Annotated in this window: 26 protein-coding genes; 13 read left to right on the forward strand and 13 right to left on the reverse strand. The window is 52.3% G+C overall.

The features are described 5' to 3' along the window. Positions 1-8: 8 nt before the first annotated feature. The 13 genes from HAP95_RS12440 to dnaB all read left to right on the forward strand — a co-directional run bounded on the left by HAP95_RS12440 (position 9) and on the right by dnaB (position 10,429). Positions 9-152 (forward strand): hypothetical protein, encoded by a 144-nt coding sequence (locus tag HAP95_RS12440; protein ID WP_215880705.1) that lies wholly within the window; start codon positions 9-11, stop codon positions 150-152. A gap of 133 nt (positions 153-285) precedes the next feature. After that, positions 286-840 carry an HNH/ENDO VII family nuclease gene (locus HAP95_RS12445; RefSeq protein ID WP_215884514.1) on the forward strand — a complete coding sequence of 185 codons (555 nt, stop codon included), beginning with the start codon at positions 286-288 and terminating at the stop codon, positions 838-840. Next, complete coding sequence (locus tag HAP95_RS12450; protein WP_215880707.1) at positions 837-1,298, forward strand: SMI1/KNR4 family protein; 462 nt, start codon at positions 837-839, stop codon at positions 1,296-1,298. The genes HAP95_RS12445 and HAP95_RS12450 overlap by 4 nt, the downstream gene beginning before the upstream one ends. A gap of 189 nt (positions 1,299-1,487) precedes the next feature. Next, on the forward strand, positions 1,488-1,739 hold the full coding sequence (locus HAP95_RS12455; protein WP_215884515.1) for a metallophosphoesterase family protein: 252 nt from the start codon (positions 1,488-1,490) through the stop codon (positions 1,737-1,739). Next, the gene (locus tag HAP95_RS12460; protein WP_215884516.1) at positions 1,732-2,325 is read left to right on the forward strand and encodes a 3'-5' exonuclease; all 594 of its coding nucleotides are present in this window, start codon (positions 1,732-1,734) and stop codon (positions 2,323-2,325) included. Before HAP95_RS12455 ends, HAP95_RS12460 begins: the two co-directional genes overlap by 8 nt. Positions 2,326-2,368: 43 nt before the next feature. Continuing rightward, a complete protein-coding gene (locus HAP95_RS12465) occupies positions 2,369-2,893 on the forward strand; it encodes a hypothetical protein (RefSeq protein ID WP_215884517.1) in 525 nt (174 codons plus the stop codon). Positions 2,894-2,947: 54 nt separating this feature from the next. After that, complete coding sequence (locus HAP95_RS12470) at positions 2,948-3,529, forward strand: sigma factor-like helix-turn-helix DNA-binding protein (protein ID WP_215880711.1); 582 nt, start codon at positions 2,948-2,950, stop codon at positions 3,527-3,529. 90 nt (positions 3,530-3,619) lie between these two features. After that, entirely contained in the window at positions 3,620-4,555 is a 936-nt protein-coding gene (locus tag HAP95_RS12475; RefSeq protein WP_215880712.1) for a hypothetical protein, read from the forward strand. 299 nt (positions 4,556-4,854) lie between these two features. Then, the gene (locus tag HAP95_RS12480) at positions 4,855-5,517 is read left to right on the forward strand and encodes a hypothetical protein (protein ID WP_215880713.1); all 663 of its coding nucleotides are present in this window, start codon (positions 4,855-4,857) and stop codon (positions 5,515-5,517) included. Between the two features lie 130 nt (positions 5,518-5,647). Further along, positions 5,648-5,956, forward strand: a complete 309-nt coding sequence (locus tag HAP95_RS12485) for a hypothetical protein (protein ID WP_215880714.1) — start codon at positions 5,648-5,650, stop codon at positions 5,954-5,956. Then, complete coding sequence (locus HAP95_RS12490) at positions 5,953-8,028, forward strand: AAA family ATPase (RefSeq protein WP_215881859.1); 2,076 nt, start codon at positions 5,953-5,955, stop codon at positions 8,026-8,028. The genes HAP95_RS12485 and HAP95_RS12490 overlap by 4 nt, the downstream gene beginning before the upstream one ends. Next, a complete protein-coding gene (locus HAP95_RS12495; RefSeq protein WP_215881860.1) occupies positions 8,025-9,071 on the forward strand; it encodes a metallophosphoesterase in 1,047 nt (348 codons plus the stop codon). The genes HAP95_RS12490 and HAP95_RS12495 overlap by 4 nt, the downstream gene beginning before the upstream one ends. Next, the gene (gene dnaB, locus HAP95_RS12500; protein WP_215881861.1) at positions 9,071-10,429 is read left to right on the forward strand and encodes a replicative DNA helicase; all 1,359 of its coding nucleotides are present in this window, start codon (positions 9,071-9,073) and stop codon (positions 10,427-10,429) included. The genes HAP95_RS12495 and dnaB overlap by 1 nt, the downstream gene beginning before the upstream one ends. 12 nt (positions 10,430-10,441) lie before the next feature. On the opposite strand, the gene HAP95_RS12505 is transcribed toward dnaB, so the two are convergent. From HAP95_RS12505 to HAP95_RS12565, 13 genes are all read right to left on the reverse strand, one after another. Further along, the gene (locus tag HAP95_RS12505) at positions 10,442-10,690 is read right to left on the reverse strand and encodes a hypothetical protein (protein ID WP_215880718.1); all 249 of its coding nucleotides are present in this window, start codon (positions 10,688-10,690) and stop codon (positions 10,442-10,444) included. 109 nt (positions 10,691-10,799) lie between these two features. Next, positions 10,800-11,534, reverse strand: a complete 735-nt coding sequence (locus tag HAP95_RS12510; protein WP_215881862.1) for a hypothetical protein — start codon at positions 11,532-11,534, stop codon at positions 10,800-10,802. A gap of 16 nt (positions 11,535-11,550) precedes the next feature. Next, positions 11,551-12,750: a hypothetical protein gene (locus tag HAP95_RS12515; protein WP_215884518.1), complete on the reverse strand. Its 1,200-nt coding sequence runs from the start codon at positions 12,748-12,750 to the stop codon at positions 11,551-11,553. 193 nt (positions 12,751-12,943) lie between these two features. Continuing rightward, a complete protein-coding gene (locus HAP95_RS12520; protein ID WP_215881864.1) occupies positions 12,944-13,822 on the reverse strand; it encodes an AAA family ATPase in 879 nt (292 codons plus the stop codon). After that, entirely contained in the window at positions 13,819-17,454 is a 3,636-nt protein-coding gene (locus HAP95_RS12525) for an LPD1 domain-containing protein (RefSeq protein ID WP_215884519.1), read from the reverse strand. The genes HAP95_RS12520 and HAP95_RS12525 overlap by 4 nt, the downstream gene beginning before the upstream one ends. A gap of 31 nt (positions 17,455-17,485) precedes the next feature. Beyond that, positions 17,486-17,797, reverse strand: a complete 312-nt coding sequence (locus HAP95_RS12530) for a hypothetical protein (RefSeq protein ID WP_215884520.1) — start codon at positions 17,795-17,797, stop codon at positions 17,486-17,488. Between the two features lie 33 nt (positions 17,798-17,830). Next, positions 17,831-18,352, reverse strand: a complete 522-nt coding sequence (locus HAP95_RS12535; protein ID WP_215884521.1) for a hypothetical protein — start codon at positions 18,350-18,352, stop codon at positions 17,831-17,833. 150 nt (positions 18,353-18,502) lie between these two features. After that, on the reverse strand, positions 18,503-18,736 hold the full coding sequence (locus tag HAP95_RS12540) for an RNA polymerase sigma factor sigma-70 region 4 domain-containing protein (RefSeq protein WP_215884522.1): 234 nt from the start codon (positions 18,734-18,736) through the stop codon (positions 18,503-18,505). Between the two features lie 102 nt (positions 18,737-18,838). Next, positions 18,839-19,252 (reverse strand): hypothetical protein, encoded by a 414-nt coding sequence (locus HAP95_RS12545; protein ID WP_215884523.1) that lies wholly within the window; start codon positions 19,250-19,252, stop codon positions 18,839-18,841. After that, the gene (locus tag HAP95_RS17540; RefSeq protein ID WP_215884524.1) at positions 19,225-22,059 is read right to left on the reverse strand and encodes a type IV secretory system conjugative DNA transfer family protein; all 2,835 of its coding nucleotides are present in this window, start codon (positions 22,057-22,059) and stop codon (positions 19,225-19,227) included. Before HAP95_RS17540 ends, HAP95_RS12545 begins: the two co-directional genes overlap by 28 nt. Before the next feature lie 21 nt (positions 22,060-22,080). Then, positions 22,081-23,385 (reverse strand): secretion/conjugation apparatus DotM-related subunit, encoded by a 1,305-nt coding sequence (locus tag HAP95_RS12555; protein ID WP_215884525.1) that lies wholly within the window; start codon positions 23,383-23,385, stop codon positions 22,081-22,083. Beyond that, positions 23,372-23,863, reverse strand: a complete 492-nt coding sequence (locus HAP95_RS12560; RefSeq protein WP_215880729.1) for a hypothetical protein — start codon at positions 23,861-23,863, stop codon at positions 23,372-23,374. Before HAP95_RS12560 ends, HAP95_RS12555 begins: the two co-directional genes overlap by 14 nt. Further along, positions 23,850-24,189 (reverse strand): hypothetical protein (locus tag HAP95_RS12565; protein WP_215884526.1); only part of this gene is annotated, 340 nt, incomplete at its 5' end. The genes HAP95_RS12560 and HAP95_RS12565, both read right to left, overlap by 14 nt.

Genomic DNA, 24,189 nt, shown 5'->3' on the forward strand with positions numbered 1-24,189 from the left:
GAAATCCCATGATCCACAAGAAACCCTGGTTCCGAAAGAAATTCCAGAAGCATCTCACTCCGGAGGTCGAGGAACTCATGGACCAACTGGGGAGCCGTTATGTGGTTTCTCCCACGATTGCCTTTGTCTGGGAGGAAAGCCTGTGCAGATGACGGATATTTTGAACGCGGTGATGCCTTTTAGTGCCGAAGTGGAGAAAAAGGATCGCCGGATTTTTCGGTTGCGGGAATGGGGCTGCAATCGTCAGTAAAATCTTGGTAACGGCCTTAAATAAGGAAAGTGAGCATGCGTTTCAACTGGAAATTTATTTTGGCGGCGGTTCTGGCGATCAATATGGGTGTTGGTACCGCTGACGCCGGGCTGTTCCATGACATGGAGGATATCGGCAAGGGAGTAGTGGTTGACGCTGCCGTCCATGAAGGGGAAAAGATTGTTGAACACGAGGCCGAGAAAAAGGCGGCTGAAGATGCCGGAAGGTCGTACATTAAGCGCCGCTTCGAGGGAAGAAGTACATACCAGTTAAAGCATGGGATAAACCCTGAAACAAAAGATGTAAAGGGTCGAACAAACTTGCAAAGAATGAAGGAGGGGTTGGCACCGATTGGGCAAGATGGAAAACCTGTTGCGCTGCACCATCTCATACAAGAGGAACCTGGTCCAATTGCTGAGATTAGGCAGACTTTACATGCTTCAGGGCACAAGGTTCTTCATGGTGTTATAGAAGACGGGAAGATCTTCAGAAATGACCCTTCACTAAAAAGAGGTTTTGAGTCATTTAGGTCACGCTACTGGAAAAACAGATTCAAAAACTATCAGGCCACATCCAAAGGTGTAAAATGATTTGCGATAACGAAAAATTTATTCATTTTATCGAACGAAATCGCGGTGAATTTAGCTTCATTGACGCTGCTTACCTAGCAACAGACGCCGATATTAGTTATATTGAACAAGCCGTTCAATGTGCATTGCCTGCATCTTATGTGTGGTTCCTGGAAAAATATGGCGCCGGTGGCATTAATGGCACCGACATCAACGGTGTAGGCGTGCCGGAATTCAGGTATCACGCCATCGACGAAACGGCAAAACTGATAGAGAAAAGCAATAACCTAAAAGAAGGCAAGTTCTTGCTTCTGGAAGAATATGAAGAGGGATGGGCGTTTTTACTAGATTTGACGCGCTGCTTGCCAGGAGACGATGATTCGCCCGTTGTTGCGTACAACACGTTCACTGACACCATTGATCCAGTGTGGAACTCGTTTTGCACGTTCATTCAGGAACGGTTTGGGTTTCGTTCATGAGAATTGCCTATGCATCTGGCTCTTATCTCAACAACCCCATCAGGGGGACGGTAAAAATATTGAACATACTGGTTCTTTGACAAGGTAATTATTTGATGTGCAGACTAAATAACAGGACACAGCGTCACCCATTGTTCTCCCAAGAAACAGAACAAGTGTTATTTCATCGCCTGGGCGTTACTTCTTACCGTGAAGTGCTGGACAGGGATTACGCTACGTCACCCAAAACCACGACGCCGCATCCATGGTCAACAGGAGCATCGCATTCAACGCTGGCAGCCTGCCATCTGGATTCATGGTCACGTGCATGACCGGATGAATTACCGAATAGGGAAAACACGGGTGTTGTGCAATCCCTGGGGGTATCCCAATGAGGGGAATACCAGGGAATACCGGATCGTCGAAACGAATACAATGAGCAAGGAGGATAGCTATGCATGATGTGATGATGGATATTGAGGCGCTGTCCACCCAACTGGGAGCAGTAGTGCTTACTATTGGTGCCGTCGTTTTCGATCCAGAGTCTGACCAGATCGGGCAGAGCTTTGCCATTCGCCTGCCTGCTCAGGAGCAAATAGACCGGGGTGCGCTGGTGGATATTGACACCATCCAATGGTGGATGGATCAGTCCCTGGAGGCGAGGCAGGCGGCTTTTCAAGGCCCTTGCGCACACTCGGTAGCTCACGGCCTCGGCAAATTCTCCCGCTTTCTCCAGCGTATCCCCTCAGAAAGATTGCGGATTTGGTCCAATGGCCCATCCTTCGATTCCGCGCAACTGCAACTCCTGTACGCGCGCTTCCAGGAGCCTTTGGGACCCGGGAATGGATGGCCGGTGCGGTACAACGCGGATCGGGATTGCCGCACCCTCTTTGAACTGGCCTATCCGCAAGGCGGCATTCCCGTGGAAGACGAGGGCGTGGCGCACAATGCGGCGGATGATGCCGTTTGGCAGGCCAGGGCGGTACAGGCTTGTGTGCGGAAATTCAGAGGGGGCCGTCTATTTGGCGTCTCCAGCCATTTCGATTGATGTGCAGTAGAAGTTTGAAAAAATAAACAGGAGGATACCCACCATGCACAAAAAACCCTGGTTCCGAAAAAGATTCCAGAAGCACCTCACTCCGGAAATCGAAGAGCTGATGGACCAACTGGAAAGCCATTATGTCGTCTCGCCCATGCTGGCCACCGTGATTTCGGTATTGGTCTGCTCCGTATTGTTTTACGAAATTCATCAGCCGTCTTCTTTTCTGCGAACAGTCATCTACATTGCGTCCTATGTCGTTATGATGGGCACCATCTATTTGAGTCTTTTCCATGTGACCCATTGGAAAAACGGTTTTCCACCCAGAAGCACCCATCGCCCACCAGATGTTGTCTATGGATGCCGTAATCGGATCACCGCCAAAACATACATGGTGCAGGTCGGTTGGACGAAAAAAGGCCAACGCATACTGAAAGAGCAGCCGAATGTCTTCGCCAAGGACGGCATACCCTGTCGATACAAAGACGAACATCCGAACGATCCAGCTTGCCGGGGGTGCAAGCATGGGGCGCAGGCCGTCAAGGAAGATAGTCGGCCTAGCGGTCCATTGGTTTGACATTATAACGCTATCATAGGTACTATATATGACATATAAACCTTGGAGATTTTTATGACGTTGATTCCCATTAAAAGCCAAACCGCCGAGCCGCGCGAGATCACCATGGAACGATTGTATCGCCAAGGGGAAACGCTTGCGCAGGTGGGTGACAAGTTCGGCTTAACCCGCGAACGTGTCCGGCAAATATTGAAGGAACGCGGGGTGTCCAAAGACCAGGGCGGAGAAGCATTGCAAGCCGCGCGACGCAAAGAGCAAAAAGAGCGGACGCGCCAACAACGCCGGCAAGCCCGTCAGGAATATCTGGCTGAATGGTGCCTACAAACGTTGGGCTGCACTATAGACGAAGCGGTTCGTATCAACGGTGGAAAGCCGATTACACGCCAGCGGTCTTGCCGACCGAACGGGAGCGCCTACGACAAATACCTGGGCATCAGAAATCAGGTGCTGCTCAAAAACCGTACGGCATATTTGTCCTTGCCAGACTGGCACCAGGCATGGGTGCGCTCCGGGCATTGGGAGGATGGCCCCGGTCATGGGTGGTGTTTGATCAAGATCGACCCGCAGAAACCGTGGGAATTAAATAATGTGCACGTGGTGCGTGCTGGCTCATGGATAAAAAGAGGCAAGAGCTAACCGCACCCTCTAGCGGTTTTTTTTGCGAGCAGTAAAACCGCTATCATTGCTTACATACCCGATATTCGGTCATTCCAAAGGAGAAATTCCATGAGCACTCAAGATCGCCAGACTGTCACTGTCCATATTGGCCGCACCGTTTCGGAATATGATTCCATCGAGGTGGAGGTACAAAAGAACGCGACGAATCAGGAAATTATTAAGGCTGCACGTGACTATATTGAAGCAAGCACGAGCGCGGACGATGGCAAACTGTTCTTTGAGGATTCAGAAATCGGCAACGCGAGTGAGTTGCGCATCACGTCCATTGATAAAGACGAAGACCTCAGTCATGTTACGGATTTCGTGCCTGTCGAACCGGTGTTCTCCGCCATGGGATACGACCTTCTCGAAGCCGCGCAACGGCTGGAACTCGGGGGTATGTCAGAAAACCAGTTCATCCTGGAAGCCCTGGACAGTATTTATCGCAACGCGCCAGATCCGGAAAATGCGGTCAGCCGGGCATTTATCGCCTCTTACGAGGAAGCCGCACTGGAAGATACGTGGAAAAAAATCGACATGCTTCTGCAGTCCGCAGAAGGGGTCATGCCGGCCGATCCCGATCAAATGACGCTCACGGTTAAAACCGATCGTGGTGAAGTTCAAAACCGGAACATCATGGCCCCCGGAATCATCCTTCATAACGGGCAGCCCATTCCAGTCTTTCACCCGTATAAAAACCAGAAAACCGGCGAAATTGCCCTGGTATATCGGGATTTGTCCAAAACGTCTGACCCCGATCCGGTAATCGCCATCTACCCAGATGGCACTGAGCGCACGTTCGTCAGTGTGATGGCGTTCAATCAGACGGATATGTTGCGAGTCCGTGACTGCGAAGAGGGCGAAGCCATTATCCGACGCATCGAACCGATGATCAGTCGCGATAAATTTTGTGCTGAAGATGACAAAGCGTTTTCCATGCCATTTCAGCAGGACAGTGGCGATGATGCTGGACACGCTGCGAAAGACCGATTGGACAGGGATTAAGTTATCGCGATTGATATCTTTGGGTGGGGACAATCTCTGCCCTTTAGCCTTGCCCTTCAGGCCAGGGGCTTAAAACTGGTTTTGTACGGCATCGGGATGCGCTGTTAGTTACTCCGCCACGCACAAACAGACAACTTGAAATACCCGCTGTCATGCGTATAATAGCCGTTATGGACTTCAACGAAAAAACCTCTATCAAACCCCTCGGTCTTCCTACTGGCCCCCGAGAAGATTATAAACCCGATCGTCTCGTTTACCGTCGAGGAGAAACACTGACAACACGGACGGAAAGCCCGTCCATGTCGGCATTATTGAATGGCTCTTATACGGATCGTGTTCGCACCGCTGTTCAATCGGGTCATCGAACCACATCAGCCATCGTGTCATCTACAAAAATACCGCGTGACAAGGTCATAAAAGTTCTCAGTTATCTGATCGCTCAAGGGCAGATAAGAGACCAGATTCCCCCGTCGGAAATTCCGGAAGGTGATCGCTACGTGGTGGATTGTCGCGCGTTCAATGTGAGCCATCATTCCGCCACGGTTGATGCAGCGCCTTTGGAAGGCACCAAAAGCCAAGCAGAACAGGACGAAGCTAACACCGTTGATAGTGAACCATCTACCATCATGGATACCCCTATGCCACGAGATACCCCTATAAAAGCCACCGAAAGCATCGAAAGCCATCCTGTAAAGGAAGACAGATCAGACTCTTTAGACGCCAGCCTTGTTGCCGATCCCAGGATGGCTTTCGATGCGCTTGTCCAGGAATGGAAGGCGATGAGTACGGAGGTGTCGGATATCCAGTCCCGGGCTTTAGCCGTGCAGAATCGGCTGGAGAACGCCATGACGGCCTTCCCCATGTTGTACGATGTCATCGCCTCTGCAGAGCAGGCCAAAAAGTCTCAAGCAGCCCTGACATCCATTACAGACACCTTGCGCACACTGAATATTTCCATTTAGCACAACGTTTTTCCTCTCCTCCCCTATTTGCCGCGAATCCTATTTTGCGGCTTTTTTGCGTTAATTTGACTGCGCAAACGTATAACGCTATCATACGCCTTATAGCCTTTCTTTTTTAGGAGACTCATTCGTGAAAATCATCGAACAACAAGCATTGCTGGAAACTTTATCTAAAAAGAAGACTGATCTGGATGCCCGCATTGCCCGACTGGAAGCCCGAAAGGAGGCCGATCAGCGGCAATGGACGCAGAAAAGCGCGGAGTTGAAAGAGCAATTTGGCACGGATGACCTGGCAGAAATCAAGCGTCTCCTGGAGAAGGAGAAGGCCGAAAACGAATCCAAACTGTTGGCTTGCCAGACGCAACTAGAGGACGCCTTGCAACAGGTGGTCGCCATGGAAAACGCACTGGCCGAAATCGACTCGGGCGCCGCTGCATGAAGACGACCTCCGATTTGTCGCGCCGCATCGCCCGGCTGCAGGGCCGTCGATCTTTCATGACGGATACCTGCGCTGTGCTGGAGCGAGAAATCGGCGTTGCCCGCGCTCGGCAAAAATACCGCGAAGAAGTCGATGCCATTCTGGATGCCCTGGAGGCGCGTTTTCATGCACGTTCGCTGGGTGTCCTCGAAGGCTTGTTGAGCGCCTTTCTGGAGGATGTTTTGCCGCGAGAAGACGACCAGCAACGCCAATCGGTGTCCTTACAAATAGATACGCAACGTGGCTTGCCTGCCCTGCAGATTGGCGTGCGCAACGGGGATCACTTGGAAGATGCGCTGCATGGGCGCGGCGGCTCTGTAGCCAACGTGCTTTCAGCCGGCCTGCGTTTTGCAGCGCTATCCCGTGCGGGTCGTACGCCTTTGTCAGGGTTCACGTTCCGCCCTTTTTTGATCCTCGACGAAGCAGATTGCTGGATTCGCCATGATCGCGTCACGGCATTTTCTGATGTAGTGCATCAACTGGCGAAAGACTTGGGGATTCAGATTCTCATGATCAGCCATCATTCAGCCGACATGCTCAAAGGATTTCCGGTGCGGCTGGAACGCTGCGAAGTTTCTGGGGATACCGAGACGGCTGCGGTGCGAGTGCGGTATGTGCCACGCAGCCAAGACGTCCAGGACACCCATGGGGACACGCTGCCGAAGGAAGAAGGCTCCCGTGGATTCCGTGCAGTCCGCCTGATCCATTTCATGTCGCATGCCGATAGCGATATCCCCCTGCATCCTGAAGTCACCCTCTTGACGGGAGACAACGATGTGGGCAAATCAGCCGTCACCGAAGCTTTTCGTGCCATCTGTTATAACGACGCATCGGATACGGTGATTCGTCATGGTGAAGATCGGGCGGAAGTTGTCCTGACGCTTGAGAATGGACAGACCCTCCATTGGGTACGCGTTCGCAAGGGCGCGCCGAAAACACGGTATATCCTGAAAGACGCCGAAGGCGCCATTCTTCGGGATACTCCCTCTCCCAAAAGTGTACCTGACTGGGCCAAAAACCTCCTGGGTGTGGATATGCTCAACATCGAGGGAAAAGACGCGCTCGATGTGCAGATTGGCGATCAGAAGTCCCCTGTCTTTCTACTTGATCGCACCCCGTCGCAACGGGCGGCCATTCTGGACATGGGACGGGAATCCCAGCATCTACGCAAACTGCGTGACCAGTGGAAAAAACAGGTGGACGCAGACCGTCGAACGATTCGGGAGGGCGAAAAGAAAGTGGCTGAACTTCAGAAGTTGCTACAGGTTGTCAGCGACCTGGATGCCTTCGAAGAAGAGGCTACCTTATATGGACAAGTGCACCAAAAAACCCAGGGGCGCCAGATTGAGCTATCCAGTCTGATGTCCTTGGTAAGGGACGCGCATCGTGCGCAAGGCGCTGTTCAGGCCATCGGCACCCTCCCAAACCGGGTAAACCTTCCGGACATGTCGGTGTACGCACGCATTACGGCAGCAGAACGGCAAGTGGTTTTTGCGGAGCGGCAAAAGACCTGCATGGCGTTCTGGGCGTCTTCCGTTCTTCCGCAAAAGGTGGAGAGATTGCCAGCGGAGGAAACGCACCGGTTAGTGACACGCGCTGAAGAGACGGTAGGATTGCCTCATTTGAGCCGCATGCAGGCGCTGTGGGGCCAGTGGACCATGCCAGAGCAGGTCTCATTGCCCTCACCGGGCCGCCTGTCTGAAAAAGCCACTTTAGCGCGTTCTGTGCAACATTTGTGGCGGGCAAAACAGGTTTTTGAGAAAGCCGATGCGGCGCTGTGGAAATCGGTAGAGATGGCCCCGGTATCCGAGAAAACGGCATGGGTTTTCCGTGGATATCAGATGGGCAGCGAAGCGCAACATCTCCGCAAGGAGGCTCAGGAAACAGTGCGGTCTTTGCAGGAAGAAATAAGCGCACAAGTTCAACTGCACAAAGAGCGTGAAACCCTGCTCGCGCAGTGGGGCGTCTGTCCATTTTGCGGGCAGTCGCCCTTATCCGATCACCATCACCACCCAAAGGAGGCTGTCGCTTGAAGAAGATCTACGCAGACGGATTACTGTTCATCGGAGACCCACATTTGTCCAGCCGCCGGCCCGGGCGGAGAACCGACATAAACTTTGCGGGGACCGTTTTGAACAAACTGGCTCAAGCCTTGGATATTGCCAGAGAAAACCGTTTGCAGCCGGCGATCCTTGGCGATCTCTTCGACCGCGCGGGAGAACAGGACTTGTTACTGTTGTCTGGGCTGCTGCATCTGTTGCGCGATCATCACCAGAACGGCGGACTGATCCCTGTTACCCTGGCTGGCAACCACGACATGAAGGACGCCACCCTGTCCGGAGATACGGCCTTGGCCGTCATCCAGGAATCCGGATTGTTACAGGTGCTGGACGATGCGGTGCCTTTCCCGGTTTTTTCCATTCGACCGGAAGAGAATGCGGATTGTATCGCAACACTGGTTCCGTACGCCTATGGACAGGAATATCGCTTGCTGGGAGAAGGTCTCCCCGATATGCCAGATCACCCGGGCATGGTTATCGCTTTGACCCATGCCGACTTCGCCTTTGCCGGGGCGTACCCCGGAGCCAAGGAAATCGTAGAGATACCCGGGGTGGACATGGTCGTCAACGGGCACATGCACAAACTATGTCCCACCGTGCGCAGGGGGAACACGCTCTGGTGGAACCCCGGAAACATCACGCGCATGAGCATGGACTGTGAAAGCCACGCGCCGCGTGTGTGGTCCTGGAAACCCGGCGAGGACACGTTAACCGGCATTCATTTGCGCCATGAGAAAATCGTATTCAACCGGGTAGGGGTGTCTGTCAAGCCGGATATGGATGGACTGAAATCCTCTATGGAAGACGTCGTCCAGACAGACATGCCCATCAGCAGTCGATTTGTGGAAATGCTGAAAGAACAGCAAGCCCAGGAATCGCCGCTAACAGAAGACGCCAGTCATTTGCTATCGGAAATTCAATCGGTTTGCGAGGAGCAAAAAACCAGCGCAGTGGTATCCGATATCCTGCAAAAAATGCTGCGGGAAACCGTTCTGGAAGAAGGGGTGGTCAACTGATGCAAACGGATTATCAGAGCACCCACAAAGCACAACCACATGCGCTTGAAGCTGAACAGCGGATTATTGGGGCACTCCTGATTGATCCGGAGGCGCTGGAAATCATCGCGGACCTGCTGGCGACCGAGGATTTTTACGACCCGCGCCACCGGACACTCTTCGAAGCGATCCTCAAGCTGACAGCCGCACAACGTCCCGTAGATACCGTGACGGTGTGCGAATGGCTGATCAATCACGAACAACTGGAAACGGTCGGTGGCGTATCGTATCCCTCCAGCCTTGCCAGTGAAGCCTCCTCGTCAGCCGGCATTCGGGCTTACGCGAACATCGTCCGGGACAAGGCGGATATCCGCAGATTGATTCGGGCGGCTACGGACACCCTGGATACAGCCTATCGACCTGAAAATCGGGATGCGCAGGGGTTGATCGATGAAGCACAGGCACGGATATTTGCCCTCACAGAAAATCGACAGCGTGGTGCGTCTTCTTTTATCTCCGCCAAACAGGCTTTATTAGACGTAGTTGATCAAATTGAAGCGGTCGCCCAGAGTAAATCGGCCGTAACCGGATTGCCTACCGGATATGAAGATTTGGATCGGGATACATCAGGCTTACATCCGGGGCAACTGGTCATCATCGCCGGGCGTCCCAGTATGGGCAAAACCGCGTTTGCCATGAACATCGCCGAGCACGTTTCCTGTGAGCAGAAAAAAACAGTGGCCGTATTCAGTATGGAAATGCCTGTACATGAATTGATGTTGCGCGCACTGGCGTCGCGCTCACGGGTATCACAGAGCCGTCTGCGCAACGGTACTATCCAGTCATCGGATTGGGGGCGTCTAAACAATGGAATGGGAGAACTTTCTGAAAGCCTCCTGTATATCGACGATTCCCCTGCGCTATCTCCGCTGGAATTGCGTTCGCGCGCGCGAAAACTGAAAAAAGAACACGGATTGGATTTGATCGTCGTGGATTACCTGCAACTCATGCAGGTCCCGGGAAGCGGTGGAAACCGGGTGGGGGAAATCTCTGAGATCAGCCGATCCCTGAAAACACTGGCCAAGGAACTGTCCATTCCAGTGATCGCACTGTCACAGTTGAACCGTGGGCTGGAAAACAGGACCGATAAACGCCCGCAAATGTCCGACCTTCGAGAATCCGGGGCCATTGAACAGGACGCCGACCTGATCCTGTTTTTATACCGGGAGGAAGTCTATAAAAAAGAGGATCAGGAAATCAAAGGGGTCGCCGAGGTTATTATTGGCAAACAGCGAAACGGCCCCATCGGCACGGTTCGGATGACCTTCAATGGAGAGTTTACCCGATTCGACAACTACGCGCCGGACAAGGCTTTTTAAGTCAAACTGTCATCAACATACGTTTCGGCATTTCATTTTTTTGCGGGCATTATCCACCACCAGGCGCAACTGCGGTTCGCCTGGTTCCCGTAACAGAGATCCCTCTTCGACTGGATAACCACTCATATCAAAAGCCGGGCGTCCAGCTACGGACTGGCGAATATCGAACCAGGATTCGTTATATTGCCTTTCCTCTGCTGACCACTCCAAATCTTCTATGTCTTCTTCTAAGCCCGAGTCTCGTCCCAATACATACGTCATGATGGTCTCCTTGAAAAGCAGGTAAGACCATCATAGATGCTTTTCTGGGGAAACCGCAACAATTAGGAAGAAAAAGCCGTTAAAATCTCTATAGTTACTATGTTAGCGGTTAGTCGTCACATCTTAGATGGGAGTCAGACAATTGATTCAGTTTGCCCTCTGCCGCAGCATCGTCCTGCGCCGCAGCTTCGTTCGGTAATGCCAAATCCTCTTCTTCGGCTTCCTGCTTGGGCAACAACCGCCATTCACGGGTGCTCATTTTGGAGCCGTATCCTCGCTCGTCTTCCCAGTACACCCGGCCTCCATCCACTCTTTTCGCATGGATGACGCCTCGGCGTTGGCTGACTCTTGTTTCTCCAGCAAGGATTCTTTCTGGCGGAGGATTCTTTCGCACCTCCATCAATGGCTGCCCAAAATACATTTTGATGGCCTCTTCAAAACTCTGGATAAGCTTTTCCCCTTGATCCGCATCCCGTTGAGCGCGGAATATGGCAATATGCAAGGCGTCACGTTGTTCATGCGGAAGGGCTTCGGAATAGGGGAACTCTACAGCCTCACGAAAAGTGCTGCGTGTAACGAACTGTGGGACCACCTTTCCAGACTGGAGATCCCCATGCAACTTGCGTTTCTCATCTACTTTTGCCTGGATTTCCTGAATGATGCGATCCACCACAGAGTGGTCCTGTTCCAGTGGCGCGTTGTATTCGTAGCAGCCGCCCTTGAACCAATGATCTTTAACGGTATAACCGTGTTTAGCCATATGACCATTGGTAACTGCCTGCTCGCGCAGGCAACACTGGCAATGGCCACGATGTTGAACAGGTTGATCAGCAAGGTTAGACATGGCGACCTTTTACCCATTAAATAAACAGAAGATCATCCCGCTCCTCCTGCGTGTCCCGCTCCTGCGCCGCAGCTTCGTTTGGCAAGGATAAATCTTCTTCGTTGGTTTTCTCATTGTCATCGAAACGCTTAAGAACAAAATGTTTTTCAAAGGCTTCCTCAGCCTCCGACTTGGAAAGCGGAACGTACTGCTGTTGAAATGCCTCTACTGTCAACGGCATGTCTATACTTTGAAAATCTGTATTTAACATATAGATTTTATTGTGGTGTGTAGATTTAACCAAATCCGGTGTAGGTCTCGCCAAAACCAAACGATCTGCATTCTGTTTATCCCGATATATTTTGAGCTCTGCACCAAACCATATAGAACCTGCAGAATAGGTATGAACATCTCCCGTAGCGTCTACAGCCATGATGTCATGGCTTAATATTTTGTGTTCCTTGATGAACTCAAATAATACATTCTCGCTAGCAACCTGTGCATCACTTTCCAATTTTTCCATAAACTTCGGATCAAAATCCTCACCCGCAGCCTGCGCCTGACGTGCGGCCGCATACATAAAAACTTCTGGAACGATAACGGTCCCACGCTCTGCTGCCTTCAACATCTCCACAACATCCACACCATATCTCGACGGCGCAAATTCTACGGGGATATCCTGGACGATATTGTTCGGCCAGTTTTGTTTCCCGGGTTCCTGTACAACCTCCACCAACCGATTGATCCGCAGACCTTCCACCGTGCTCCAGTCTTCCTCAAAACCGAACGGGTCATCCCAATGGGAAATATCCCTAGCGCGATTACTGGCTATATCGCGCACCTCATCAACGCTGGCTCCTTGCGGGACCATCACATTATTCTGCCCATAAGCAGAAAGGTCGCACGCTACTTCCATGACCAGGTTCACCAGTTTTTCACCAGCAGCATAATGAAACTCTTCAGAACTCTCTTCCGGGTAATTGCGCGCATACTCGTTGAATTTAGCTCTACTCTGATAAACACTACGCAGCCGGTCGTCTTGGTCGTATAAAACCATTATGGTTCTGACCGACGGATCCGCATCAAAAATTTTCTGAAGTTCTTCCGCACGCGGATATTCAGAAAACTCTTGGCGTTCAATCAATGTATATTCGTCAGGCATATCGCAAAACGGGACAATGGTTCTGGTGTTCTTTGACGCCTGCAACGGCAGGGGCTTGTTGATTGTGTCAGGCATGGTCATCTCCACATTCGAGAAAAACGATAAAAACGATAAAAGGGATTTAAGAAATACAAAGCTAAAATACCAAAAATAATGGGCTTAAAAAAACAAGACCAAAACGATGCGTAACGCATGCATAAAGCATCACTTTCTTATGCGTGACGCATGCTTCACGCATAAAGAATAAGTCTAAAAACAGGTGCGGCTTTTATTGCTCTGCATTGTTTCCGTGGCCTTTTTGTTCCAAATCTTTTTCCACCGCCTCCCAAAGTAATGGCAAAACGCGCTTCGCTTCAAAAGACCGTAAGATGTTTTGCGGTTTGTCGCGACGGACATACCAGGCATAGATGGCTTGCTCCAACTCTTCCATCGAAGTGCAGACGGCCATACATTCTTCCAGAAAATGCACGATCTCCTGTAAGGACAAGGTCGTCTCTTCCACCCTTTCGCAGGCCCTCGCCATCTCTACCGCAAGCTTCGATGTTTCGTAAGAAACCCCCGCCCGTTCCATGGCGATCGACACCGCCATCTCGTCCGGCATGCGTTCCATGCGTAACCGGCGACAACGACGGATCAGAGCGTCGGTGTGCGGGCGCATGCCATTACTGGTGATAATGACGATCAGTCGGTCCATACGCGTCGCAAACCGCTCTCCAGGCTTGCCGGGAACCTGCCCGGTCTGCAGCCAGTCCAGAAACACCGCCTCGAACTCTGTGGTGGCCTTGTCCATTTCGTCCAGACAAACCAGTGTCATCGGTACCGTGTCATCCTGCGTGGATCGGGCGGTCAACATCAAAATACCGGGGTTCTCCCCATCAGCAAAGAAGGTTTCCACCGTGCTCCAGGGGTGCAACTGCACATAGTAATATTGGGCTTGGCAGGCTGCTGCCAGCGCTTCTGCCAGAGAGGTTTTACCGGTACCCGGTTCGCCCGTAACCAATAAGGCCCTTGCGGATTTCTTGCCGGATTGCGCAAGAATCGCCTGGATCGCCTGTTGCGTGGCGGCATCCGGACGATACCCGGTAGCTGCCCGCAAATCGGCGCTGGTAATGCCAACAGCACCGGCAGAAGTAGCCGTGTCGCTCATTCCGAAAAGCCCGCTGCTGCGGCAACACGCGTCATCGAGAGTTCAGACGCGTAAGCTTCCTCTGCGGCCGCCGCTTCATTCGGTAGTTTGTCCATGAGATGTTCCTCCACGGCGTCTTCTGCCAAACGTTTGAAGTACGGAGCCACCTGTTCAAAAAATGCGTCAGAAAACAGTTCTCGCTCTTCACCTTGCGGATCAGGATCGGCCCGATAAGTGGGAGACGCGTAGCGACTGGGCACGGAATCCGTCAAATAGGTGTTTTCCACCCCATCCTCCAATAAGCGGTCGTAACCGGCGCTGGCAGCCGATCGCGCGAGTAGTTCGTCCGGTGCGCTCCAGTAAGGATTTTCTTTGGATTTCTTCCCGTCCAATGTAATGGCACTCGCCAGGAAGGCGCTGCTCCCTCGCAACTGCTGGTATGCCTCCTTATAAGGGTTTTTATTCAGGATTTTCCCGGCCATGTTTTTCCAGTAACCACCGAATACGATGTTCCCCCACAACTTCGTGATCACTTCATCCGTGCCGGCGGAAGGCTCTCCACGCATGATTTTCTGATGCAATGCCTGTCGCTGCTCATCATTTTCAAATGACGGCAAATCCATCAATTCACGTACCCAGTTGTTTGCACTTTTTTCGTCAAAACTATAGGTATGCGTTCCTTTATAAACGGGGGTCACCAGTATCTGTTCGCTGGCGATCGTCATTTCACCAGGGCGCAACGGGCGTAGACCATCTTCAGAAAGCATGGCCTTATCCAGTTGCTCCAACAGTCGATCCACGGCGGCTACCATTTTAGGCAGTGTGGCTTCCAGGGCACGATGGCCTTCTTGTCGTCCCTGTATGCCCACCTGATTCAATTCCGTCGTGGAAACCGTACGCTCGGACTCTTTCATTTCGCCGCCTTTAATAGCGGCTGTTTCTGCGTCATATTGGGCTTGCAAAGGGAATCGGGCGCGCCTGTAAAAAACGTATTCCAAATCATGCATGAGTCTTTCTTGAATCTTTTTTGAAATAAGCGCCTTGGCGATGAGCGGCACTATTTTTTCACGGGCCATCTCCCGCACCTGTTTCCATTGGTCCGGTCCGTCCGCCTTTCCGGTTCCCTTCTTGAGCATTTCAACATGGTCATAAACAGGCGTCCCCGCAAGCTGGCTTGCCGCTATGATGTGGCCACTTTTGAGCTCGGCACCACTAAACCAGTCGGCGGCATGGATCCACTCGTGCAAAAGCGACCCGGCACCTTTCGTTTTGGTCATATTGATGACATGCAAGTTCGGCTCGTAATGGGCGGCCGTGCGTCCACCGCGCCCACGAGCGCCCAAAGCCAACGCTAACGGTTGACGATCGTCCGTATCTGCCTGACGGCGTGGCAATCCAATGGCGCGAGCATCTTCTATTCCGAGTAATTGCTGGATGTCCCACAGCCCATCATAAGCCGCGTTCAGGTGTTCCTGCCGGTCTTTCTGGGTCATCCAGTTTCCATACTGGATACCCCGCAAGCCAAAGCGATTGCACAAGGCTTCTTCGGTAACATCCTGGCCACCACGCGGCGTATCCGGACCCGTCCGGTAGCCTTCCACATCAGACCGTTCTGGTGGTAAAGGGGTCATTCCGGGCTTCCACTGGACGAACTGTGGTTCATCGGGAGAAGCATCCTCCTGTTCAAGCCCATCGGACGCCTCTGGCGTGGTGGCAACCGTTGCTTCCAGGCTTGCGTCCTTTGTATCCTCCTGACCGTCCACGTTTTCCAGTGCTTTTTTCGCCTGTTCCGCAATGGTTCGCCATTTTTCAGCCAGGTTCACCTGGTGATAGACCACTGCACAGGATTCACTGGATAGCGCCATGTCCGCCTGTTTGAGTTCCGCGTACCCCGGGTCTTCCAAAAACAGGGCACCCTTATAAGCGGCTTTCTCAACCAGTTGAACCAATTGTTTGGTGATCACCGTAGGCTGCATGGACTTCTCGACAAAATCGGACTCAAACTCCTGTTGAAGCTTTTGGAGATAGGCCTCTACCGTCTGCGCCAACTGTTCGGGTGTTGCATCCTTCAGATCGCCGGCGGCTTCTCCCAGGGTGCGCTGAATAATTTGTATGCCCATCTTATACAGATAGTTATCCTTATCTTCACGAAGATACTTGTCTATGATCCGTCTCTCATAATTCATTTTGACGCGAATATAGCTCGGTTTCAGCGTGGAAAATTCGGATTGCAAATGCTGAATCAGTGCATCATTGATCTTTGCCTCCGGAGCATCCAGTCCCTGATGAATCAAAAACCGCAGAGATTCACTGCACAAATAACTGGCCGCATCTTTCCGCAATGCGCCCACCATATCAAACAAGCTGTACGACGGATGATCCAACAGTTCAGCATAGCGATTCATGGACACCGGAAAGATGAACAGGGCCGAATCCCGTAATGCTTCTGGCACTTTAACGTAAGGTTCCGAAGGATACAGGCTGGAAAAGTGCTCCGCCCTATCTTCTGGCTTACCTTGCGTGGGATCGCCGACAAACATTTGGGACAGTTGTTTGCCGACATCCTCAATAGGCAAACTTTCGTCCAGAAAGAGGTCTACCCGGCGCTCGATGCTCCGCAATACTTCCGGGTAGGCGATCACCCGTAAATACAGATTCTCCTCCGGAATGCCATATTTCTTTTTCCCACCCCAGTACACCGATTTCACCGATGCGGGGGTTTCCTGATACAGCCAGGTCCATAACGCCTTTTTGAAAGGAGAGCTGGCAATGTCTGGCCGTTCCAGCCGTTCTTTCAAAGGCCCCCAGATGACATCCCGGCGGACCTTATTGGCCAACACCTGAATGGCTTGAGGGTCATATTTCCCGGTGGTCTCCAGCAGATGGGTCTGGGCATCCAGGTCAGCCTGAACGCTCTCCCACAAGCTTTTCCGGGCGCCCGGAATGTATTCTCCGTAATCCAGACGTTGTCCCGACGATGGCGTATCCGGAAGCACCGGAAGCACCGAAAGCGCTGCAGCCTCTTCGCCCCCGACAGAAGGCGGCTCTAAAGCGGTTCCTTCTTCCTCGTTCTGAACAGGTTGGACATCGGCGGTTGCTGGCAATTCGGTGACCTCAATGGAGGGATTATCCTCTATGACAGGCATCATAGCGGTTTCTTCCAGCGCATCTGAGGCCACCGGGAAAATCAACTCGCGCACCCCACGGAAATCCACTTCTTCTGCGGACCGTAATACAGAATGCCCGGCACCATCAGCGAGCGCCTGCTCCTCATTGGCGTAAAATCGTTCCGGATACTCCTGGTTGCTCCATACCCAGGGGTGGCGTAAAGGGAGCGTGCGCAATTCTGTCATAGAGGCCTGGTGTATAGGAAAGGTTGAGATATCCCGGTCACGAAACAAAGCACCTGGAAATGCCGTGAGCCATACATCCCTGGCAGGAAGCCGGCTGTTTTCATAGGCCAGATCGACCACATACCCGCCCACCTTCGCATCCCACTGAAAAACGCCACCGATTAGGCTTTCTGGTTCAATGGGGGTATGGCGTACGTCAGAAAAAACAGGCAAGAGCACATAGCGGCGCTTCCCCGCTTTATCTTCGCCAACACGCCACAAGGCCAGATTGTGTGCAGAGAGATCAATCCATGTAGCCATTGTTTTACACCCCCAATTATCCCGTTACGATTTATAAAAAAGACCGCAAAGCTTCTTCCTGCGCCGCTTCGTCATCGATGACCTCACGTTCCACCAACACGCGGGCAATTCGCCCGTCGAGATGAAAAGCGATATCCACACTTTCCCCCGTGACCCTCAGCCCGAACCCCGTGTTGACCGATGGGTCAAATAAAACCAGAACATCAGGTCGTTTGTGCGAGCACCGCCAACGCAAAGGCACGTTCAGTTCTGGATAAAAATGGGCAGGTGCGTTCAATTGACGAAAACGACCAGAAAGAGACGTATCCATTGCTGCCCCGCTCGAAAAACCCGATGTATTCATATTATATTTCCTCTCCATAAACAATAAGGTTTGTTAAACACCCTGTAACAAAATAGCTGCGGTTGCGGCCGATTCCTCTGCTTCCCGGTCAACGCCGTAAGGCATGGATAATTCCGCTTCTTCGTCGTCCTCATTCAAAAGGCTTTTGATATTCACGTTCGACGTCAGTGCGCCCATAAGTTTGTCACCCATATCGGCCGCCTGCACAAAATCCTTTTTCCATGCGTCTATCAGCGATTCAGGCTCATTGACGCCCAAATTCAGCAAGGCCTCCTCCAAAGTAAAGGGCTTTCCCCTCGATTCAAAAGGCATTCCACCGAGTACCGCTTGCGCCGTATAATGGTCATAAAGCGCATCGCCCAAAAAAGAGCCTTCTGGTTCCCCCCTCTGCGGAATAGTGTGACGACTCAGCCAGGCCTGATAGAGCTCTGTGGGCGCCCCTTTCTCAGGTAAAGGATCCTGCGAGAAATTGTCCTGCGGACGTAAGTCCTGAAGGGTCGCCGCAACGACTGCCATTAAAAACGCTTTGTCACCAGAATAAACGTTCGTTACCATAAGAAGCTCCTTTTAGAGCGTACGACTCAGTCAGCAAAAGGCTCCAGAAGATTAAAAGAGCCTAAAAGACCTCATCCTTAAGAATACCGGTTTTTCGGTGATGGCCAAGCGTCGGCACGTCGGCAGGATTTACTGCCTGCAGGCGTGCCGTCAGAGGGCTGGAGTGGGTCGTCCTAATCGCAGTACACGATGTTCCATGATCTCTGCAGTACGAAGATCCACGTGCAGCCGTTCCGCAGCTTCAGCCAAGGTCAACCCTTCATCAAAACGGCAATGGGCATATTGATAGAGACTATTTTCATTCAGCGGCGCTTCTGCTGCTTCTGGCGTCTCTTCATGAGGGCTTTCTACATCGTAACATTCGGCATCTACAAAAAATCCCACAATGACTTACTCCTGTTTAAGTTAAAAAATGGTGATCACACCGCATAGCTGATCATATTACCGAAAATGAAACACATCGTGCAAATTAGGAAACACCCGTCATTAAAAAAGCGAAACCTGTTGTTGTATATCAGAAGGTGTTGTTGATGATTCGTCAGAGGTATCTTCATTTAGGGAAAAACCCTCCCCATCCTCCAGAAAAATACTCTTTGCCTTTAAGACGCCCCAGAATTTCTCGCGCTTTTCTGTGGGCGTTTTCGCATAAACCTTCTGCCAGATGGTTCCCAGTGAAGCCTCCACCATTTGGTGCGCCCAACGCACCCCCCGATTACGCGTACGGTAATCGGATTCTTTAGCCTCCATATATTCGGGAGACATTTGCGCGTAATAGGTAAAATACCGATCATAGGCCGCTTGCCATTCCACAAGAGTGGACGTCTTGTCCGGGTTGCACCCAGCTAATGGACCCCCTCCAGATGCAGGGGATGTCACTGTTCTTTGACTTGCTGAATCCATCGTTCTGCCATGCTCCTGAATTTGGAGGTTTCTATGGGCTCTGGTGTAGGCGGGCTAGGATAGGGCGGATCCGTCAGCACATGCAGCATGTGGTCTTTGACGACCTGCACTGCCTCCGCAGCTTCAGCCGCACGCTCGGGCTCGGAAGTTTTTTGAGAACTGGCCTTTACAATTTCTGCCAATGGCTTTTCTGAAGGGCCAACGGACTCTTCAATAAATTGAGACAAACCAGAGAAAACGCTGGCCGCCGTTTGTGTTCGGCTGGCAGCAGGTGAAGGGGTCTCCCCTTCCTTGGGGGCCACGTCCTGCGATAACGTACGCGCTGATGCCTCTGATGCGGCAGCGTCTGTCGCGATCTCGACGTCCTCTTCTAAAATCGCTTCTGACACACCGACTCCCTCTGTTCCGGACGATGCCGGCGAAGATGGCAGCGGAGCATGGGAAGCCTCACCCGCCTCTGCAGCAGCCGCCATTTGACGTTCCATCGCCGCCAAAGGATCATCGTCATCCATTTCTGGTCCAGGTTCGCTGGACGGTGAAAGAGGTTTACCCCCTGCAGAAGGCGTATCTCCAGCAGAAGTGCTTTGTGCTTCCTGGGAAGCCTCTGATTGCACATTATCCGGTTCAACAACAACCCCCGGAGCTGGCGTCTCTGGCCTCTCTGGCGCCTCTGGTGCACTGGTGAGTTTTTTCACAGCCGCTCGACGGACAATCTCCGCACGTTCCGCCAGGAATCCGGTCGCTTGCACGCGTTCTTCCATCCAGGAATACACGGCAGCGCAAGCCAGTTCCCGACGGTTATCTGTCGAAAACACCAGTTTATTTTCGAGGCCTGGCAGTCGCCCGCCCTGATTGATCATGTTGCAGGTCCGTGCAGCCTCGAACACGTCGCCCAAAGGCTTGCAACCTTCCATACCCACGTAGTCCGGCACAAACGGAGCGGGTTCGACTGGAGCGTTTGCCACTTGCGCTGTCCAGCGGTCTAAAGTCTCTTTGATAACCCCAAACTGCGCGGAAAGGGTCGTATATTTCGGTTTTTCCACCATCAGCAGGTGATGTACGAATAACGGCGCATTCTCGTCATCCGGAATACCTCCCGCAAAAAAACCGAAGCCGCGAATGATGCGATTCTTGAAAAAAAGGTGCCATTCACCTTCCACCTGGCCAGCCAAGTCTTTATTGTCGACACGCGAAGCCTTGACTGCCTGCGCCGACTGATTGTCGTAATAGTTCGCCAGCCCCGTCATGGAATAACCTTGCGACCGCATTTCCTCGTCGTCTGATTCGGCCAACGCCTTGATCAGTTGCCGGGTATCATTAGGGTCGTCCGTGGTCATGATGAATTTCAGCTTGGCGTTGGCCAGCATCTGTTGCGCTTCCGCTTCATTGGCCTTTTTCATACCCGCCCAATCCTGGGTGCCGATAGTGGCAGAGATACCCAGACTGCGGCCCTGGGTGAACACCTCGGCGAAGCCATCGACGGCGATGGCGGCGTATTCATCGACGAACAGGAAACTGGGGACCTCAGAAGCAGAGATATTCAGGTCCACCAACTCTTTCCAGTTACCCATAATTTCTCCGCCGCCCAATCCTACTGACGTGGCCAGTCGGATCACCGCCAGAGAAATTTTGCCCAGGTTGTTCAGTTCCTTTTTGGACTTTTCCAGAGAGGGGATGACGCAGAGAAACATTCTCCGGTTCAAAATAATGTCTACCATGTTGATGTCCCCGATCTGCACGTTAAAAATGTGCCGATAGGTGTCCGACATGACGGAGAGCGTCTCCAGAAAGTAGTTTTGAGCGTACGAATACTGCCGGTCGAAATCGCCCCACTTACTGTGATCAGACACACCCTCTTTCCAGCCCATGGACATCAAGAAGGATTGCATGGCTTCGCGCGCTACAGGGGAGATATCCTTGCGCAGGGCTAACTCAATAAACTTGTCGGCGTTAATATAGGTACGAATATCATTGATGGTGAGATAGATTTCTCCCATTTTGCGAAGATCCACCAGTCCCATCATCAACCCGGTCATGAGCGTCTTGCCATTCGCCGAGAAAATGCTACCTTTATCATCGCCGCCAGACATGAGCGACAACGGGATTTCTTTGAGTGATTCCGCTTTACCAAAGGCAAAAGGCTGCAAGGTGTTGGACCGGACAAACGGCGTCTTGCCCAAGTCATCCTGCCCCAAAGCAAAATTCAAAATGCGCAGGTCATCATCTCTTCCGCAGAACCTCGCCATAGTCCAATGCTGACCAAACAGCTTGGGGCCACCCTTTGGGTCCACATACATAGCCCCTCCCGCACACGCCAGCGCGTTGAATTCCATGCTGACCAGTTGTTCGGTTTTACCAGCACCCGTGCCACCGATCACAATGCAGTGAGTAAGCATGTCCGTAAATGCCCCCCAGACCTCCTGCATATTGCGCCAGGACGTCCCCACCAGGAATGCACCGCGCGCCACATTGAACCCCCGATGTTGCGGCTTTGGATCTCCATAATCTATCCGCCCATTCCTGGCTTCGTCCAAAGGCAGGCGCAAAGGCAGTTGAGCGGTCCACAAGGAAGGAAGGAACCGCGTAACCGCCAGCATGACGAGCGGGGCGACTATGGAGAACGGCAACAGCGCCGGGAATACCGTACCGACCACACCGATGACGGCGACACTAAGGGCGGCGCCCATGGGCGTTGCCAAAAACCGGAACAACTGGACCTGTACGGGCGTAATATCACGCCGCAATTGGCGACGATCAATAAACTGATGGTCACCTTCTACATTAAATTGAGGGGAATTTTGCGCCACGTCGCGGTTCCTTTTCCAAACTTAGGCCTTTCCCTTTAAGTCCTGCCAGGACTGTCCTGGGGCCAGATCCAACCACCCTTCCGAAGTGATACTGTTTTTCAGGGCGACCACCCCATATTTCACGACGGGCGTCGAAATCGGGCGTTTCAACACATTTTCGGCTTCATAATGGGACCAAAACGCGCACGCCTCATTGTGACAGGCGTTTCCGCCCAGAGAATTCAAGAAATACCAAAGCTCTCTATTGGCCGGGCGCAACCAGATAAACTGCTGAGGCGGCAAGGTGCCGCCCTTTTCACGAGCAGCCTCCAAAAGGGCGCCCAGCCAACCGTAGACAAAGGAATCGTGCAAGGCCACTTTTGCGCGCAACCGGGCAGCCAGATTATCTTCTGTAGTGCAAGCGTCTATCGGCCGTGGTTTTAATGCCCGCTTTACGTAAGCTTCCGCGTTGAGAATGTTGATGGGAAAATCTTTGGGCACTTCGTGTGCATTTTGTGATTTCACGGCCACCTTTTCATTAAACGATTCACTCATGGCATTGAGAATCTTCTGACCTTCCTTGCGGTATCCCAGTGCAAAGGCACAAAAGGCACCGGCCAATCCTTTTTGATATCGGGGTAAACGCTCAAAGCCCAGACGTCCAGAAGGGGCAGCCGGCCCCATACGATTTCGTAAAACGTCCTCCGCAATCACCGGCTGAAAATATAAGCCGCCTTCCGGAATAGACGGGATCGTCCTGGGTAATCCGTTTTTCTGGTAGCACCAGGAAACAGGTACAGGCTTACCGTCTGCAGTCGTGATGATGCCGTGTTTCAAGGCGAACAACATGGCCGATTCCGCCACGCGCCAAGGCCCCTCTGCTGGCAGTTCATCCAAAAGCGATCGGCCACGGTTGATGATGGGCTTCAGCGCCGGGAAGAACTCGGCGTTATGCTCTACCAGGGTTTTCATGGTGAAACTTCTCCGATACCGCTCAATCCAGGAGATTTGCCGCCAACGCATCCAGGTGATTAATCCGATAATCGGCAGGGCCAGCCAACGAAAATAGGAGCCGCCTATAGAGAGTGCCGCCCACATCTGATCAAAAGTGAACTGTCCGGACGGGGTGTCCTGCAATTTGAAAAATATGAGTTGCGCAGTCTGATCGAACGGCAAAAAAGGAAGCAACTCGGCCTGCGTGATCCAGATGAATATCTGGTTGATCCCGGCATGATAATCCCCATAGAAATGCCAAACCCAAAAAGCAAAAAGGCCCACTCCAAGTAATAAGGCGACCAGAATACCAAGGAGTTCATCACTACTATCCCCACCCTTACCGGCGGCCATGCCCACCCCCGGTGTCAGCGCGGTGTTTCAGGAAGTCCAGAAGACGTATATGTGCGGCTCGTTGAACATTGTGTGCTTGCCAGAATTTCACGACACCCACCCACAACCCCATCAAGCTCGCCAAAAATCCCATAAACAACCAGAACAACCCGCCAGAAACCTGACCGGAAAGCCCATCGTTCACGCCGCTTACAAAAGCGGCGCCGCCCAAGAACAAACCAATGACAATGTAGATAAAGGCTTCCGCCCGAACGTGTCGAGCCAGGTGATCCCGGTCTTTCTGTGGGAGACTCGCTACCCAATAACGATGCTTTTCATCCCCATGCAGCATGGTATCCTGGAACTGGCGCACGGTTTGCGCGGTGCCCCTGGCAGCCCCCACCCCCATAATCCACCTGGAAAGACGCCTCTCCGGCTCCAGGGTCAGGAAAATCCGCTTTTTCTGAGGTGCCTGCGCATTCTGGTCAAGCTTGGGCATAAGCGGACTCAGCAAATACGGGGGGGGTCTCAATGGCGGCCATCCTCCTCATTTCAGCGATCAACGGATCAATGCGGACTGGAATATCCACCATGGACCCCCATTCCACATCGAAGCCCAGCACCGGGACAAAAACACCATCTCCCAATGTCATACGGGAAACCTGTCTCTGAGCGGATGGCTTCTGATAACGTCGGTAATCCTCATAAAGAATCCGCCATACAGACAAACTGATCGGCAAGGTCAACGTCCAGGCGGGAAAGGTTTTCCAGCCCAGGTGCTGTTCAGGACAAAGCAATACCAGATGATCCCGATTTTTCGATAAG

The sequence above is a fragment of the Acidithiobacillus sulfurivorans genome (assembly GCF_018853815.1).
GTDB lineage: Bacteria > Pseudomonadota > Gammaproteobacteria > Acidithiobacillales > Acidithiobacillaceae > Acidithiobacillus > Acidithiobacillus sulfurivorans.

Excerpts from the sequence above, each read along its gene's own strand:
- HAP95_RS12545 (WP_215884523.1), bottom strand. The coding sequence starts at position 19,252 with ATGGATTCAGCAAGTCAAAGAACAGTGACATCCCCTGCATCTGGAGGG.
- HAP95_RS12530 (WP_215884520.1), bottom strand. The coding sequence starts at position 17,797 with ATGAATACATCGGGTTTTTCGAGCGGGGCAGCAATGGATACGTCTCTT.
- HAP95_RS12555 (WP_215884525.1), bottom strand. The coding sequence starts at position 23,385 with ATGGCCGCCGGTAAGGGTGGGGATAGTAGTGATGAACTCCTTGGTATT.
- HAP95_RS12515 (WP_215884518.1), bottom strand. The coding sequence starts at position 12,750 with ATGCCTGACACAATCAACAAGCCCCTGCCGTTGCAGGCGTCAAAGAAC.
- HAP95_RS12450 (WP_215880707.1), top strand. The coding sequence starts at position 837 with ATGATTTGCGATAACGAAAAATTTATTCATTTTATCGAACGAAATCGC.
- HAP95_RS12475 (WP_215880712.1), top strand. The coding sequence starts at position 3,620 with ATGAGCACTCAAGATCGCCAGACTGTCACTGTCCATATTGGCCGCACC.
- dnaB (WP_215881861.1), top strand. The coding sequence starts at position 9,071 with ATGCAAACGGATTATCAGAGCACCCACAAAGCACAACCACATGCGCTT.
- HAP95_RS12440 (WP_215880705.1), top strand. The coding sequence starts at position 9 with ATGATCCACAAGAAACCCTGGTTCCGAAAGAAATTCCAGAAGCATCTC.
- HAP95_RS12490 (WP_215881859.1), top strand. The coding sequence starts at position 5,953 with ATGAAGACGACCTCCGATTTGTCGCGCCGCATCGCCCGGCTGCAGGGC.
- HAP95_RS12560 (WP_215880729.1), bottom strand. The coding sequence starts at position 23,863 with ATGCCCAAGCTTGACCAGAATGCGCAGGCACCTCAGAAAAAGCGGATT.
- HAP95_RS12465 (WP_215884517.1), top strand. The coding sequence starts at position 2,369 with ATGCACAAAAAACCCTGGTTCCGAAAAAGATTCCAGAAGCACCTCACT.
- HAP95_RS12445 (WP_215884514.1), top strand. The coding sequence starts at position 286 with ATGCGTTTCAACTGGAAATTTATTTTGGCGGCGGTTCTGGCGATCAAT.
- HAP95_RS12480 (WP_215880713.1), top strand. The coding sequence starts at position 4,855 with ATGTCGGCATTATTGAATGGCTCTTATACGGATCGTGTTCGCACCGCT.
- HAP95_RS12505 (WP_215880718.1), bottom strand. The coding sequence starts at position 10,690 with ATGACGTATGTATTGGGACGAGACTCGGGCTTAGAAGAAGACATAGAA.
- HAP95_RS12525 (WP_215884519.1), bottom strand. The coding sequence starts at position 17,454 with ATGGCTACATGGATTGATCTCTCTGCACACAATCTGGCCTTGTGGCGT.
- HAP95_RS12535 (WP_215884521.1), bottom strand. The coding sequence starts at position 18,352 with ATGGTAACGAACGTTTATTCTGGTGACAAAGCGTTTTTAATGGCAGTC.
- HAP95_RS12470 (WP_215880711.1), top strand. The coding sequence starts at position 2,948 with ATGACGTTGATTCCCATTAAAAGCCAAACCGCCGAGCCGCGCGAGATC.
- HAP95_RS12510 (WP_215881862.1), bottom strand. The coding sequence starts at position 11,534 with ATGTCTAACCTTGCTGATCAACCTGTTCAACATCGTGGCCATTGCCAG.
- HAP95_RS12460 (WP_215884516.1), top strand. The coding sequence starts at position 1,732 with ATGCATGATGTGATGATGGATATTGAGGCGCTGTCCACCCAACTGGGA.
- HAP95_RS12520 (WP_215881864.1), bottom strand. The coding sequence starts at position 13,822 with ATGAGCGACACGGCTACTTCTGCCGGTGCTGTTGGCATTACCAGCGCC.